The organism is Xanthobacter nonsaccharivorans (genome assembly GCF_043194755.2).
In the GTDB taxonomy this organism is placed as follows: domain Bacteria; phylum Pseudomonadota; class Alphaproteobacteria; order Rhizobiales; family Xanthobacteraceae; genus Xanthobacter; species Xanthobacter autotrophicus_G.
On the sequence record NZ_CM195526.1, the window covers coordinates 1,030,167 to 1,044,971 of the forward strand.

The 14,805-nt window shown below is 68.9% G+C and carries 14 protein-coding genes; 9 read left to right on the plus strand and 5 right to left on the minus strand.

Annotated elements, in window-relative coordinates:
* Nucleotides 1-33: 33 nt before the first annotated feature.
* The 4 genes from V5F59_RS04690 to V5F59_RS04705 are packed head-to-tail and all read left to right on the plus strand — an operon-like array spanning nt 34 to nt 4,637.
* Complete coding sequence (locus tag V5F59_RS04690) at nt 34-1,149, plus strand: microcin C ABC transporter permease YejB (protein ID WP_393980060.1); 1,116 nt, start codon at nt 34-36, stop codon at nt 1,147-1,149.
* A gap of 1 nt (nt 1,150) precedes the next feature.
* Nucleotides 1,151-2,359 (plus strand): ABC transporter permease, encoded by a 1,209-nt coding sequence (locus V5F59_RS04695; RefSeq protein WP_393980058.1) that lies wholly within the window; start codon nt 1,151-1,153, stop codon nt 2,357-2,359.
* Nucleotides 2,360-2,370: 11 nt separating this feature from the next.
* Nucleotides 2,371-4,002, plus strand: a complete 1,632-nt coding sequence (locus tag V5F59_RS04700; protein ID WP_393980056.1) for an ABC transporter ATP-binding protein — start codon at nt 2,371-2,373, stop codon at nt 4,000-4,002.
* The gene (locus V5F59_RS04705) at nt 3,999-4,637 is read left to right on the plus strand and encodes an NUDIX domain-containing protein (RefSeq protein WP_393980054.1); all 639 of its coding nucleotides are present in this window, start codon (nt 3,999-4,001) and stop codon (nt 4,635-4,637) included. Before V5F59_RS04700 ends, V5F59_RS04705 begins: the two co-directional genes overlap by 4 nt.
* Nucleotides 4,638-4,650: 13 nt before the next feature.
* Here V5F59_RS04705 and V5F59_RS04710 read toward each other — a convergent pair whose 3' ends face one another.
* A complete protein-coding gene (locus tag V5F59_RS04710) occupies nt 4,651-5,469 on the minus strand; it encodes a creatininase family protein (RefSeq protein WP_393980052.1) in 819 nt (272 codons plus the stop codon).
* A 397-nt stretch (nt 5,470-5,866) separates the two neighbouring features.
* Here V5F59_RS04710 and V5F59_RS04715 point away from each other — a divergent pair, with 397 nt between their 5' ends.
* From V5F59_RS04715 to fdxA, 3 genes are all read left to right on the plus strand, one after another.
* The gene (locus tag V5F59_RS04715) at nt 5,867-9,154 is read left to right on the plus strand and encodes a helicase-related protein (RefSeq protein WP_393980050.1); all 3,288 of its coding nucleotides are present in this window, start codon (nt 5,867-5,869) and stop codon (nt 9,152-9,154) included.
* A 3-nt stretch (nt 9,155-9,157) separates the two neighbouring features.
* A complete protein-coding gene (locus tag V5F59_RS04720; protein ID WP_393980048.1) occupies nt 9,158-9,433 on the plus strand; it encodes an RNA-binding S4 domain-containing protein in 276 nt (91 codons plus the stop codon).
* An 82-nt stretch (nt 9,434-9,515) separates the two neighbouring features.
* Nucleotides 9,516-9,851 carry a ferredoxin FdxA gene (gene fdxA, locus V5F59_RS04725; RefSeq protein WP_393980046.1) on the plus strand — a complete coding sequence of 112 codons (336 nt, stop codon included), beginning with the start codon at nt 9,516-9,518 and terminating at the stop codon, nt 9,849-9,851.
* A gap of 316 nt (nt 9,852-10,167) precedes the next feature.
* On the opposite strand, the gene rplS is transcribed toward fdxA, so the two are convergent.
* The 4 genes from rplS to V5F59_RS04745 all read right to left on the minus strand — a co-directional run bounded on the left by rplS (nt 10,168) and on the right by V5F59_RS04745 (nt 12,786).
* Nucleotides 10,168-10,578: a 50S ribosomal protein L19 gene (gene rplS, locus V5F59_RS04730; protein WP_393980044.1), complete on the minus strand. Its 411-nt coding sequence runs from the start codon at nt 10,576-10,578 to the stop codon at nt 10,168-10,170.
* A gap of 103 nt (nt 10,579-10,681) precedes the next feature.
* A complete protein-coding gene (gene trmD / locus V5F59_RS04735; protein WP_393980042.1) occupies nt 10,682-11,398 on the minus strand; it encodes a tRNA (guanosine(37)-N1)-methyltransferase TrmD in 717 nt (238 codons plus the stop codon).
* A 69-nt stretch (nt 11,399-11,467) separates the two neighbouring features.
* On the minus strand, nt 11,468-12,025 hold the full coding sequence (rimM, locus tag V5F59_RS04740) for a ribosome maturation factor RimM (RefSeq protein ID WP_393980040.1): 558 nt from the start codon (nt 12,023-12,025) through the stop codon (nt 11,468-11,470).
* 26 nt (nt 12,026-12,051) lie between these two features.
* Nucleotides 12,052-12,786 carry a GntR family transcriptional regulator gene (locus tag V5F59_RS04745; protein ID WP_393980038.1) on the minus strand — a complete coding sequence of 245 codons (735 nt, stop codon included), beginning with the start codon at nt 12,784-12,786 and terminating at the stop codon, nt 12,052-12,054.
* A gap of 121 nt (nt 12,787-12,907) precedes the next feature.
* On the opposite strand from V5F59_RS04745, the gene V5F59_RS04750 reads away from it, so the two are divergent.
* Nucleotides 12,908-13,531, plus strand: coding sequence for a TRAP transporter small permease (locus tag V5F59_RS04750; RefSeq protein WP_393980036.1), 624 nt, complete (start codon nt 12,908-12,910; stop codon nt 13,529-13,531).
* The gene (locus V5F59_RS04755; protein WP_393980034.1) at nt 13,531-14,796 is read left to right on the plus strand and encodes a TRAP transporter large permease; all 1,266 of its coding nucleotides are present in this window, start codon (nt 13,531-13,533) and stop codon (nt 14,794-14,796) included. The genes V5F59_RS04750 and V5F59_RS04755 overlap by 1 nt, the downstream gene beginning before the upstream one ends.
* Nucleotides 14,797-14,805 lie beyond the last annotated feature (9 nt).

The following is a 14,805-nucleotide window of genomic DNA, read 5'->3' on the forward strand; positions in this document are numbered from 1 at the left end:
CGGCGGTAGCGCCGAGCCGGAACGGGAGACGAGATGCTCGCTTACATCCTTCGCCGCATCGCCCTCATGGTGCCGACCATCCTCGGCATCATGCTCATCTCGTTCGTGGTCATCCAGTTCGCGCCCGGCGGCCCGGTGGAGCGGGTGATCGCCCAGCTCACGGGCCAGGACGTCTCGGCCACCGCGCGCGTCTCCGGCGGCGGAGGCGACTTCTCCGGGGCCGGCGCCGCGGCCCAGGCGGGCGCCGCGGCGGATGCCGTCTCCTCGAAATATCGCGGCGCGCAGGGGCTCGACCCCGCCTTCGTCAAGCAGCTGGAGAAGCAGTTCGGCTTCGACCGGCCGGCCCACGAGCGCTTCCTGAAGATGATCGCGGCCTATGCCACCTTCGACTTCGGCCGCTCCTATTTCCGCGACATCACGGTGATCGAGCTGATCAAGGAGAAGCTGCCGGTCTCCATCTCGCTGGGCCTGTGGATGACCATCCTCACCTACGCCATCTCCATCCCGCTCGGCATCTCCAAGGCCATGCGGGACGGCTCGCGCTTCGACATGTGGACCTCGGCGGTGATCATCGTCGGCTACGCCATCCCGTCCTTCCTGTTCGCCATCCTGCTGATCATCCTGTTCGCGGGGGGCTCCTTCCTCGACCTGTTTCCCCTCCGGGGCCTCACCTCCGACAATTTCTGGCAGATGAGCTGGCCCGAGCGCATCGTGGACTATGCGTGGCACCTGGTGCTGCCGCTCACCTCCATGGTGCTCGGGGCGTTCGCCACCATGACGCTGCTGACCAAGAATTCGTTCCTGGAGGAGATCCGCAAGCAGTACGTGACCACCGCGCGCATGAAGGGCCTCAGCGAGCGCCGGGTGCTCTACGGCCACGTCTTCCGCAACGCCATGCTCATCGTCATCGCCGGCTTTCCGGGGGCCTTCATCTCCGCCTTCTTCGCCGGTTCGCTGCTGATCGAGACCATCTTCTCCCTCGACGGCCTCGGCCTGCTGGGCTTCGAGAGCGTGCTGAACCGCGACTATCCGGTGGTGTTCGCCACCCTCTACATCTTCTCGCTGGCGGGGCTCATCGTCGGCCTCATCTCCGACGTCACCTACATGCTGGTCGATCCGCGCATCGACTTCGAGACGCGGGAGGTCTGAGATGGACGCCGTTCCCGTGCTCCAGCCGGGCCAGCCCACCGACGTGCCCGCCGCCCGCGACCTGCCCCACGGGCGGCTTCAGCCGCCGGGGGAGAGCCATCCGCGCGGCCGCTTCGCCCTTTCGCCCCTCAACCAGCGGCGGCTCGCCAATTTCCGCGCCAACAAGCGCGGCTACTGGTCGTTCGTGGTGTTCATGGTGCTGTTCGTCATCAGCCTCGGCGCCGAGTTCATCGCCAACGACAAGCCGGTCCTGCTCTCCTACGAGGGGCACTATTATTTCCCCGTCTTCCGCGCCTATCCGGAGACCACCTTCGGCGGCGACTTCGAGACGGAGGCCGACTACCGCGACCCCTTCCTGCAGAAGCTGATCGCGGAAAAGGGCGGCTGGATGGTGTGGCCGCCCATCCGCTTCTCCTACTCCACCCACAACCTCGACCTGCCGACCCCCGCGCCCTCGCCGCCCACCTGGATGCTCACCGAGGCCCAGTGCAAGGCCGTGGCGGAGAAGAAGGGGGTGAGCGGCTGCTCCGCCCTCGAATACAACTGGCTCGGCACCGATGACCAGGGGCGCGACGTGGTGGCCCGCCTCATCTACGGCTTCCGCATCTCGGTGCTGTTCGGCCTCGCCCTCACCATCGTCTCGTCCGTCGTCGGCGTGGCGGCGGGGGCGGTGCAGGGCTATTTCGGCGGCTGGGTGGACCTCCTGTTCCAGCGCTTCATCGAGATCTGGACGGCGATCCCCTCGCTCTATTTGCTGCTGATCATCTCCTCCGTGCTGGTGCCGGGCTTCTGGGTGCTGCTGGGCATCCTGCTGCTGTTTTCCTGGGTCTCGCTGGTGGGGCTGGTGCGCGCCGAGTTCCTGCGCGCGCGCAACTTCGAATATGTGCAGGCGGCGCGGGCGCTTGGCGTCGGCAACCTCACCATCATGACGCGGCACATGCTGCCCAACGCCATGGTGGCGACGCTGACCATGCTGCCCTTCATCCTCTCCTCCTCGGTGATGACGCTCACCGCGCTCGACTTCCTCGGCTTCGGCCTGCCGCCGGGCTCGCCATCCCTGGGCGAGCTGCTCTCGCAGGGCAAGAACAACATCCAGGCGCCGTGGCTCGGCCTCACCGGCTTCTTCACGGTGGCGATCATGCTGAGCCTGCTGATCTTCGTCGGCGAGGCGGTGCGCGACGCCTTCGACCCGCGCAAGACCTTCTCGTGAGGGGACGACCCATGAAAGAGCCCCTCCTTTCCGTCCAGGACCTCTCCGTCGCCTTCCGCCGCGCGGGCGGCGAGCCGGCGGTGGCGGTGAAGAACGTCTCCTTCGCCGTGTCGAAAGGGGAGACGCTGGCGCTCGTGGGCGAGTCGGGCTCGGGCAAGTCCGTCACCGCGCTTTCGGTGCTGAAGCTGCTGCCCTATCCGGCAGCGAGCCACCCTTCGGGCCGCATCCTGTTCGAGGGCAGGGACCTCCTCGCCATGCCCGAGCGGGAGCTGCGCGGCGTGCGCGGCAACCGCATCACCATGGTGTTCCAGGAGCCCATGAGCTCGCTGAACCCGCTCCACACCATCGAGCAGCAGGTGGGCGAGATGCTCACCCTCCATCGCGGCCTCGGCGCCAATGCCGCCCGCGCCCGCACGCTGGAGCTGCTGCACGAGGTCGGCATCCCCAACCCGGAGGAGCGGCTTTCCGCCTATCCCCACCAGCTCTCCGGCGGCCAGCGCCAGCGCGTGATGATCGCCATGGCGCTCGCCAACGAGCCGGACCTGCTCATCGCCGACGAGCCCACCACCGCCCTCGACGTGACCGTGCAGGCGCAGATCCTGAAGCTGCTCAAGGATCTCCAGGCGCGGCTCGGCATGGCCATGCTGTTCATCACCCATGACCTCGGCATCGTGCGCAAGATCGCCGACCGGGTGTGCGTGATGCAGCGGGGCGAGATCGTGGAGCAGGGCGGGGCGGAGGCGACCTTCCTCAATCCGCGGCATCCCTATACCCAGGCGCTGCTGCGCGCCGAGCCGAAGCCGGACCCGGCCCCCGCCATGCCGGATGCGCCGGTGGTGGTGGAGGCGAGCGACCTGAAGGTCCATTTCCCCATCAAGCGGGGCATCCTGCGCAAGACGGTGGGCCATGTGAAGGCGGTGGACGGGGTCTCCATCGCCATCCGCCGCGGAGAGACGCTGGGGGTGGTGGGCGAATCGGGCTCCGGCAAGACCACGCTCGGCCTCGCGCTGCTGCGCCTCATCTCCTCTAAGGGACCTGTGACCTTCCTCGGCAAGCGCATCGACGGCCTGTCCTTCAAGGCCATGCGGCCGCTGCGCTCGGACCTGCAGATCGTGTTCCAGGACCCCTACGGCGCGCTTTCGCCGCGCATGTCGGTGGCCGACATCGTGGGGGAGGGGCTGCTCGTCCACCAGCGCAAGCTCTCCTCCGCCGAGCGCGAGGCGCGGGTGGTGGCGGCGCTCGAGGACGTGGGCCTCGACCCGGAAAGCCGGCACCGCTACCCGCACGAATTCTCCGGCGGCCAGCGCCAGCGCATCTCCATCGCCCGCGCCATGGCGTTGGAGCCCTCCTTCGTGGTGCTGGACGAGCCGACCTCCGCCCTCGACATGATCGTGCAGGCGCAGATCGTGGACCTCCTGCGGGCGCTGCAGCGCAAGCGTGATCTCACCTTCATGTTCATCTCGCACGATCTGCGTGTCGTCTCGGCGCTGGCGAGCCGCATCCTCGTCATGCGCGACGGGAAGATGGTGGAGGAGGGGCCCGCGCGGGAGGTGTTCGAGCATCCGCGCGAGGACTACACCCGCGCTTTGTTCGCGGCCGCCTTCAATCTCGAGATCGCAGGCCAGGGAGTGGTTCGGCAGTGACGAAGAGGGATGTCCCCGAGGATCGCCCGGCCCGTGTGGACGTGGAAGGGCCGGAGCTGCTCGCCAACGGTTTCCGCCGCTACGAGCGTTATCACCTCGTCCTCCACCACGACGACGGCGCGCGCGACGTGCAGACCCGCGACATCGTCCGCGTGGGCGCGGTGGTGGGCGTGCTGGGATATGATCCCGAGCGCGAGCTGGTGGTGCTCATCCGCCAGTTCCGTCTCTCCACCCACCTGTCCCGCGACCGCGGCGCGCTGGTGGAGATCGTCGCGGGCATCGTCGAGGACGGCGAGAGCTATGAATCCACAGCCCTGCGGGAATGCGAGGAGGAGGCCGGCGTGCGGCCTCGCCAGCTGGTGCCCATGGTGCAGGTCGCCACATCCCCGGGGGTGAGCGACGAATATGCGGTGTTCTTTCTCGCCATCGTCGATGCAGGCGCGCTGCCGGAACGGGCGGGCCTCGCAGAGGAGGCGGAGACCATCCACCCCTTCGCGGTGACGCTCGACGAGGCGCTGGCGGCGGTCAACGCGGGGCGCGTCGTCAATGGCTACGTGGTCATCGCGCTGCAATGGCTGGCGCTGAACCTGAAGCGCCTGCCACAACTCCTCGCCGCCTCGACCGAGAAGGCCTGAGGCCGCCGTTTCGTCACGCGTGCGGGTCGAGCCGGGTGAGGTCGAAGGCGGCCACGTCCTTGAGCAGCTCCACGAAGGCACGGGAGCCGAACTCGGCCGCAGCCTCGCCCTTCAGCGCGGTGGCGCCGCGGGCGTCCCCCATGGCCCCGTCGTGGGAGAGGTCCTCCGCGAGCCAGCCGAAGCCCACCGGATGGTTGGCGCGCAGCCGCGCGAACTCGCTCTCCATGCCGATGGAATAAGGGGGGAACTCGCCCGCGTGGGTCATGTCCACCAGATCCGGGCGGAAGGCCAGCATCAGCGAGGTTTCGATTTCCCCGCCGTGGATGCCGTGGGCGCGCTCGTGGTCGGAGAACAGCCCCACCGGATAGCCGAAGCGGTGCATGGAGCAGGTGACGGCCAGCATGCGGTGCTCGATGCGCAGCGTGCGCGCCACCAGGTCGATCACCGGCACGTTGCCGCCATGGGTGTTCATGATGACGAGCCGCCGCACGCCGGCGCGGGCGAGGCTCCGGCCGATCTCCACCCAGGCCGCGATGGCCGTGGCGGGCGACAGGGTGAGCGTGCCGGCGAAGGTGATGTGCTCGTCCGACTTGCCCACCGCCTGCACGGGAAGGAAGGCCGCATCCACATCGCGCGGGACCATGGTGGAGATGCGCTCGATATAGCCCTTGGCGATGAGCAGGTCGGTGCCGAGCGGCAGGTGCGGCCCGTGCTGCTCCACCGCAGCGACGGGCAGGACGGCGACGAGGCGGCTCTTGTCGATGGCGGCGACGGCCGGTGAGGAAAGCTCTGCCCACTTGAGAAACACCGCCCGCTCCCCCTTTTTCGTCATGCTTTTGGCCGCCCGCGACCCTTCGTCCATGGGGCCGAACGGGTGCGCCAAGTCAAGGGGGCTCGTCCGGGTGTCCGCCAGCCCGGTGCCGGGCGTGCGTCGGGGCGCCGGCCGGAGGGGCGGCGTGGCCGGAAGAACAAACCCGGCCGACGACCCGCGCAGCGATTCGCGCGCCTTTTGTTTCGCCTCCGTTCCGCCGCATGGGGCGGCCATGTTCCAGTTCGGGACGGAACGAGGGCCGGGCGGGCACGGCCCGAACAGGGCGCGAACGAGGCCCTTCCAGCGATTCGCGCTGCTTTTGTTCGCGAAAGGTTCGCTCCGCCCCTTTCGTCCTGCCATTCCCGTCCCGATATGATACGGACCCTCCCGAACAACGAGCGGACCTGCGCGAGAGCCGATGGACGACGTGACCCAATGGGCCGTGCTGCCGCGTTCCGTGAGAGCGCGTGGCGTCAGCGCGGTCCTCGGCCCGACCAACACGGGCAAGACCCATCTCGCCATCGAGCGCATGCTGGGCCACGAGAGCGGCATCATCGGCCTGCCGCTGCGGCTTCTCGCGCGCGAGGTGTACCAGCGGATCGTCGAGCGGGTGGGCTCAGAGAAGGTCGCCCTCGTGACCGGCGAGGAGAAGATCAAGCCGCGGAATCCGCGCTACTGGGTGGCCACCGTGGAGGCCATGCCGCGCGACCTCGACGTGGCCTTCGTCGCCATCGACGAGATCCAGATCGCCACCGACCTCGACCGTGGCCATGTCTTCACCGACCGGATGCTGAACCGGCGCGGCCGGCATGAGACGCTGCTGCTCGGCTCGGCCACCATGCGCCCGCTGGTGGAGAAGCTGCTGCCGGGCGTGACCGTGGTGGTGCGCCCGCGCCTGTCCACCTTGACCTTCGCGGGGGAGCGGAAGATCTCCCGCCTGCCGCGCCGCTCCGCCATCGTCGCCTTCTCGGCGGAGGAGGTCTATTCCATCGCCGAGTTCATCCGCCGCCAGCGCGGCGGGGCGGCGGTGGTGATGGGGGCGCTTTCGCCCCGCACCCGCAATGCCCAGGTGGAGCTCTACCAGTCCGGCGACGTGGATTATCTGGTGGCCACCGACGCCATCGGCATGGGCCTCAACCTGGACGTGGACCACGTGGCCTTCGCCGCCGATCGCAAGTTCGACGGCTGGCAGTACAGGAAGCTCAACCCGTCCGAGATGGCGCAGATCGCGGGGCGCGCCGGCCGCGCGACGCGGGATGGCACCTTCGGCACCACCGGCCGCTGCCCGCCCTTCGAGGAGGAACTGGTGGAGCGGCTGGAGGAGCATGCGTTCGACACTGCGAAGGTGTTGCAATGGCGCAACGCCGTCCCGGATTTCCGCTCCGCGCCCGCTTTGCTCGCCAGCCTGTCCCAGCTTCCCAAGGAGGAGGGGCTGACCCGCGCGCCCACCGCCGACGATGTCGCCGTGCTCGAAATCATGAGCCGGGACATGGAGGTGACACGCCGCCTCGCCACGCCGCAGGATGTGGAAAGGCTGTGGGAGGTGTGTCAGGTTCCCGATTATCGCAAGGTGTCGCCGGGGGCCCATGCGGACCTCGTCAACACGCTTTTCGGGCATCTTTTCGGGGGTGGGCGGATCCCGGACGACTGGTTCGCGCGTCAAATCGCCTTGACCGATCGCCCAGAAGGCGACATCGACACGTTGTCGAACCGGATCGCGCAGGTGAGGACACTTACCTTCGTGGCCAACCGGCCCGACTGGCTCACGGATCCGGAGCACTGGCAAGGCGTCACGAGAGGGGTCGAAGACAAGCTGTCCGATGCACTGCACGAAAGGCTGGCCCAGCGTTTCGTGGATCGGCGGACCAGCGTGCTCATGCGACGCCTGCGAGAGAACACGATGCTCGAAACTGATATCAGCAAGACCGGTGACGTTACCGTTGAAGGCCATGTCATCGGCCATCTCCATGGCTTCCAGTTCGCCCCGGACCCGGCGGCGGGCGGGGAGGAGGCGAAGGCCCTGCGCGCCGCCGCCCAGAAGGCGCTCGCGGGCGAGATCGAGCAGCGCGCCCAGCGTCTCGCCCAGGCGGTGGACGAGGCCTTCGTGCTCACCTTCGACGGCACCATCCGCTGGACCGGCGAGGCCGTGGCCAAGCTCATCCCCGGCGACGAGGTCCTGAAGCCGCGCTTCAAGATCATCGCCGACGAGCATCTCACCGGCGCCGCCCGCGACCAGGTGGACGCGCGCATCGCCCTGTGGGTCTCCGCCCACATCGAGAAGCTGCTCGGCTCGCTGACCAAGCTCGGCACGGCGGAGGACATCACCGGCATTGCCCGCGGCATTGCCTTCCAGATCGTCGAGAGCCTCGGCGTGCTGGAGCGCGCCCGCGTCGCGGACGAGGTGAAGGGCCTCGACCAGGCGGCCCGTGCGACGCTGCGCGGCTATGGCGTGCGCTTCGGCGCCCATCACATCTACCTGCCGGCACTGCTGAAGCCCGCCCCGCGCTCGCTCGCGGCCGAGCTCTACGCGCTGAAGCATGGCGGCCTCGCCCAGAAGGGACTCGACGAGCTGCCGCACCTGGCGGCCTCGGGCCGCACCTCCATCCCCGTGGATCACGAGATCCAGAAGGGCCTCTACCGGGCCGTGGGCTTCCGCGTGTGCGGCGAGCGCGCGGTGCGCGTGGACATTCTGGAGCGCCTCGCCGACCTCATCCGCCCGGCGCTGGCCTGGCGGCCCAATTCGCCCGGGCCGAAGCCCGCGGGTGCTGTGGACGGGCGCGGCTTCACCGTGACCGTGGGCATGACCTCGCTGGCCGGCTGCTCGGGAGAGGATTTCGCCTCCATCCTGAAGTCGCTGGGCTACCGCATGGAGCGCCGCGCGGCCCCGCCGCCGGAGCCCGAGGCGCCCGTCGCCGCGCCCGCGCCGGTGGAACTGGCGCCCCTGCCGGAAGGCGCCATCGAGGCCGACCTGCTGTTCGACGCCCCCGCCGAGCCCGTTGCCGCCGAGCCGGCGCCGGTGGAGGCGCCCGTCCTCGAATCCGACGCGGCTCCGGAGGCTATCCCCGAATCGCAGGCCGCCCACGACGACGCGCCCGAGGAGGCTGACGCGGTCGTCGCCGACGAGATGGAGGCGGAGGCCACCATCGCCGCCGTCGAGGAGACGGGTGATCCCACCGCCGCGGAAGTCGCCGCCGAGGTGGACGCGCCCGCCGCTCCCGGTGGCCCCGAGGCCGTGGAGGGTGCCCCTGCCGAGCCCGAGATGATCGAGGTGTGGCGTCCCGGCCGTCCGCCGGGCGCGCCGCGCCGCGAGCGGCCCCATGGCGAGCGCTCCCACGGGGATCGTCCGCAGGGCGAAGGCCGCCGCTTCGGCGACCGCAAGGAGGGCGAGCGCCATGGCGGCGGCAAGGACGGGGAGCGCCGTGGCGATCGCCCCGGCGGCCGTCCGCCCCATCGCCGGCCCGACCAGGCGCCCGCCGAGGCCGGCGCCGCCGGTGCCGAGGCCGAGCGCGGGCCGCGTCCCCCGCGCGGGGACCGTCCGCCCTTCCGCGGTCCGCGGGAAGGTGGCGGCAACCGGCCGCAGGGTGGCCAGGAGCACCGTCCCGCCCATCAGGACCGCCGGCGCGACAAGCCTGCGGATCCCGACAGCCCCTTCGCCGCCCTCGCCGCCCTGAAGGCGCGCATGGAGGCGGAGAAGAAGGGCAGCTGACCGGTGGCCGATCCGGCGGAACGGCAGAGGCTCGACCGCTGGATCTGGCATGCCCGGGTGGTCCGCACGCGGGAGGCCGCGGCGGACCTCGTGCGTGCCGGCCATGTGCGAATCGACGGCGCGCGGGTGACCAGCCCGGCGCATGCGGTGAAGCCGGGGCAGGTGCTGACCATCGCGCTGGACCAGCGGGTGCGCGTTCTGCGCGTCGTCGGCTTTTCGGAGCGGCGCGGGGGTGCTACATCAGCCAGCGTGCTTTATAATGAAATAACAGAAAGTTGACGCATAATTGGCGCCGCGTCTTTGCGCGCGCTTGCGTCGGACGTGCGGGTGCGCTACCCGAGCGCCTCGAAAGGGATCTTCCATGACTTACGTCGTCACCGAGAACTGCATCCGCTGCAAGTACATGGACTGTGTGTCCGTGTGCCCGGTGGACTGCTTCTACGAGGGCGCGAACATGCTCGTCATCCATCCCGACGAGTGCATCGATTGCGGGGTCTGCGAGCCGGAGTGCCCGGCCGAGGCCATCAAGCCCGATGCCGAGCCGGGGCTGGAGAAGTGGCTCGCGCTCAATGCCGAATACGCCAAGACCTGGCCCAACATCACCCTGAAGCGTGACCCGCCGGCCGACGCCAAGGAGTGGGATGGCAAGCCCGGCAAGGAAGGCCTGTTCGACCCCGAACCCGGCCAGGGCGACTGACGCCGCCCTTCGCGCCTCACAAGACATTCATCCGCAGATGGCCTGCGGCCGCCACGGAGCGGCCGCAGGCCATCTGCGTTTATGCGGAGCGCGTGATGCGCCGTGCGTTCGGCGCCGGAGCGAGATGCGGGGCGTGCGCGCTGCTCCGGATGGGCGTCGTGGCCTTTTGAGGAGCGTCCGTTCTGGCGCCTGGGCGCCGCGCCTCGATCATGGAGCGAGCCCCCGACGGCCGGGGCGCCAGCGGCCCAATAAAAAACGCCGCCGGCGGGGGCCGGCGGCGTGATGTTCTTCCAGGCGGGAACCCCCGGCCGGCCGATCACTCGGCGGCGGCGGGCGCCTTCTTGCCCTTCTTGCCTTCGCCGGCATTGCGGTCCTGGCGCTCGGCGATACGGGCGGACTTGCCGCGACGATCACGCAGGTAATAGAGCTTGGCGCGACGGACCTTGCCGCGGCGCACGACCTTGATGGAGTCGATCATCGGCGAGTAGACCGGGAACACGCGTTCCACGCCTTCGCCGTAGGAAATCTTGCGGACGGTGAAGCTCTCGTTCAGGCCACCGCCGGAACGGGCGATCACCACGCCCTCGTAGGCCTGCACGCGGGTGCGCTCGCCTTCGACCACCTTCACGTTCACAGTCACGGTATCGCCGGGCTGGAAGTCCGGGATGGCACGCTTTTCGGCAAGCTTCGCTGCCTGCTCGGCTTCGAGCGTCTGGATGATGTTCATTGTCGCCAACCTCTAGCAGTGGTCCAAGGGCAAATGCCCCGCCACCACATCGTGTCGTTATAAGTTAAGGGACGCGGCTCCATACATGAGAACGGGGACCGTGTCATTCCCTTTCCTTCATGTTCCTGTCACGGGGTGGCGCTGGAAGGAGGTCGGGACGCCGCGCGCGGGTCACGGCCTCGGCCTGCTCGTGCCGCCAGCGGGCGATGCGGGCATGGTCGCCGCTGGTGAGCACCTCGGGGATGGTCCTCCCCTCGAACTGCTGCGGGCGGGTGTATTGGGGGTATTCGAGCAGGCCGGCGGAGAAGCTCTCCTCCGTTCCGCTCTCGCTCTTGCCCATGACGCCGGGGATGAGCCGCACGCAGGCATCCAGCAGCAGCAGCGCCGCGGCTTCCCCGCCGGAGAGCACCACGTCGCCCACGCAGACCTCCTCCAGGCCGCGCGCCGCGATGATGCGCTCGTCCACTCCCTCGAAACGCCCGCACAGGATCACCGCCCCCGGCCCCGCCGCCAGCGCCCGCACGCGCTCCTGGGTGAGGGGACGCCCGCGTGGGGTCATCAGCAGGCGCGGGCGCGGGTCGTCCTCGGGCGAGACGGCATCGATGGCGCGGGCGAGCACGTCGGCGCGCATCACCATGCCGGGGCCGCCGCCGGCGGGCGTGTCGTCCACCGAGCGGTGCTTGTCGAGGGCGTGGTCGCGGATCTGCTCGGCCTGAAGTGCCCACAGCCCGCGCGCCAGCGCCTTGCCCGCCAGCGCATGGCCGAGGGGGCCGGGAAACATCTCCGGATACAGGGTGAGGACGGTGGCGTGGAACGTCATGGAGGGGTGATGGGGGAGGGGCGGGGCGCTGTCAAATGGCGGCGAACCGTCCGGGCCGAAGGGGCCGTGTCAGCCCTCGCTCTGGTCCTCGCCGTCCTCGGGCTCGGCCGGCCGGCGTTCCACGAAGGCCTCGGCGATCACCACCCGGCGGCCGGACACGTCCACCACGGGCACCGCGTCCCGGGTGAAGGGCACCATCAGCGTCTTCGCCTTCACCCCCGGCAGGGTGGGGGCATATTCGAGAATGTCGCCGGCGCCGAAATCGTGCAGCGCCGTCACCTGGCCGATCACCGCACCGGCCTCGTCCAGCACCGGCAGGCCGAGGAGGTCGGCATGGTAGAAGGTGTCCTCGTCCTCCGGCTCGGGCAGCGCCTCGCGCGGCACGTAGAGGTCCACATTGGTGAGCGCCTCGGCGGCGGTGCGGTCGGCGACGCCTTCGAGGCGCGCCACGAAATGGTCCTTGGCCGCGCGCAGGGAGGCCACGCGGAAGCGCCGGCGGCCGCTCTCGTCGGTGAGGGGATCAAGGTCCAGCAACGCGTGCGGCTCCTCGGTGAAGATGAAGAGGCGCACCTCCCCCTTCACGCCGTGGGGCGCGCCGATGCGGGCGACGAGGACACGATTGGCCATGGGGTCTCCGGTGTGGAAACCCCGCTCTAGCCCAGGACCTCGCCCTTTGCCAAGGCGGCAGGCCTGGCGGAGCCCGGCCCGGCGGCGCGCTGGGGGCGCTGCTCGATGACCCGGATCAGGTCGGCGTGCACGGTGGCGATGTGGGCATCGAGAAAGCGGCAGGCCTCTTCCACCGCCCCCTTGCGGCAGAGCGCGATCAGCTCCGCATGCTCGCTTTCGGCCCGCCCCATGGCTTCCGTGGTGGAGAGCTGGAGGCGGGTGTAGCGGTCCGAGGTCTGGAGCAGCGCGGCGACGATCTGGCGGGTCCGCGGCAGTGTCGCCCGCTCATAGAGCGCCATGTGGAAATCGGCATTGAGCACGCCCCACTGGCTCACGTCATGGGCCTTGGTGGCGGCGGTGAAGCGCGCATGAATGGCGTCGAGCACCGCAAAATCCTCGGCGGTGAACAAGGGCGCGGCGCGGGAGAGCAGGCGCGGCTCCATGATCCGCCGGAGCTCGAACACGTCGTCGATCTCCGCAATGGAGAGATCGGAGACGATGGCGCCCTTCTGCGGGACGATCCGCACCAGTCCCTCGGCCTCCAGCTGGAACAGCGCCTCGCGAACGGGGATGCGGCTGACGCCGTAGAGCTCCGCCAGCGCATCCTGCCGCAGCTGGGTGCCCGCGGGATGGGTGCCGTCGAGGATCGCCTGGCGCAGCTGATCGAGGATCGCCGCCGAGAGCGTGCGGTGCTTGAGGCCTTTCTGGGCGGGTGCGGTCATGGGGAAGAACTACCGGAAAAATCGTCCAGCGGGTATTGACGTGTCGAATGTATAAAATCTACGATTTAAAGGAAAGCACGAAATCGAGACCCACAAGGGTCCGCCTTCCAGAGCGAAAAAAATGAACGACGCGAAACCTGTAGTCGCGGCGAGAGGAGGGCCTTTCGGCCTCGTGCTCGCCCTTTCCTCGGGGCTGCTGGCCCTTGAGCGGGTCGCGGTGATCGGCCTCATGGGCCTCGTCACCGGCCTCATCCTGCTCAACGTGGTGACCCGCTATGCGGGCGTGCCCATCTACTGGATCGACGAATCGGCGATCTATGCCGTGGTCTGGCTGACCTTCGTCGGCGCCTCGGCCATGACGCGGCTGCGCCTCGACTTCTCGGTGGGCCTTCTCACCGAGCGCCTGCCGCCCGTCGGCGTGAAGGTGGCACGGGCCATCGCCACCGCCTTCACGGTGCTGTTCGGCCTGTCGCTGGCCTACATGTGCTGGCTCTGGATGGATCCGGTGGGCATCGCCGCGGCCGGCTTCGACGCGAAGGCGTTCGCCGGCGCCACCTTCAACTTCCTCTACACCGAGCACACCCAGACGCTGAACTGGCCCACCTGGGTGGTGAGCCTGGTCATCCCGATCTTCGCGGTCTCCATCACCGTCCACGGCCTGGCCAACCTCGTGGAGGACCTCGAGTTCCTGCCGCGCCGTGTCCACCGCGGCTTCCCCATGGCCCATGCGGAGGCGGCAAGCTGATGGTCACCACCGCAGCCTTCCTCGTCACCATGCTGGTGGGCGTGCCCATCAGCATCTGCCTCGCGCTGTCGGGCATCGCCTTCATTCTTTCCACCGGCAACCCGCTGCTGCTGCAGACCTTTCCTACCCAGCTGTTCGGCGGGGTGGACAGCTACGGACTCATCGCCATCCCGCTGTTCGTGCTCATCGGCGAGATCATGAACGGCGGCGGCATCACCCGGCGCCTCATCGACATGGCCATGGCGGTGGTGGGCCGGCTCAAGGGCGGGCTCGCCTATGTGAACCTCATCGCCAACATGCTGGTGTCCTCCATCCTCGGCTCGGCCACGGCGCAGGTCGCCATCATGGCGCAGATCCTCGTGCCGGAGATGGAGAGGAAGGGCTACGACAAGACCTTCGCCGCCGGCCTCACGGCCTATGCGGGCATGCTGGGGCCGATCATCCCCCCGTCCATCATGTTCGTGGTCTATTCGGTGCTGGCGCAGGTATCGGTGAGCGACATGCTGATCGCCGGCATCATCCCCGGCGTGCTGCTCACGGCCCTGTTCTGCGTGTGCGTCTTCATCATGGGCTTCTTCTACGACTATCCCCGCGGCGAGGCGATGACGTGGCGCCAGCGGGTGGAGGTCGTGCTGGGCGCCATCCCCACGCTGCTGATCCCCATCGTCATCGTCGGCTCCATCCTCACCGGCGTCGCCAATGCCACGGAATCGGCGGCGGTGGGGGCACTGGCTGCCCTCCTCGTCGGTCGCTACTGGACCCGAGAGCTGTCCTTCTCAGAGCTGCCGCAGATGCTGCTGAAGGCCGGCCTCTATTCCTCCGTCATCCTGTTCCTGGTGGCGGTGGCGGCGGTGTTCTCCTGGGTCCTGGTCTACGGCAAGATCCCGCAGGCGGTGGCCGCCTGGGTGCAGACCGTGGCCCGGGATCCGATCTCCTTCATGCTGCTGGTGAACGTGATCCTGCTGGTGATCGGCACGGTCATCGACGGCGCGCCCGGCCTCATCATGACGGTGCCGATCCTCCTGCCCATCGCCGTGGACGTCTACCACATCGACCCGGTGCATTTCGGCGTGGTGGTGGTGATCAACCTCGTCCTCGGCTTCCTCTCCCCGCCGGTGGGCCTGTGCTTCTTCGTGGCCTCGGCGGTGACGGGGGCCAAGGTGGGGCGCATGTTCTGGGTCACCCTGCCGTTCTTCTTCGCCTCCTGCGCGTTGCTGGTGCTGCTGTCGCTGGTGCCGTCGCTCTCCACCATCCTCGTCAAATGAAAAACAACC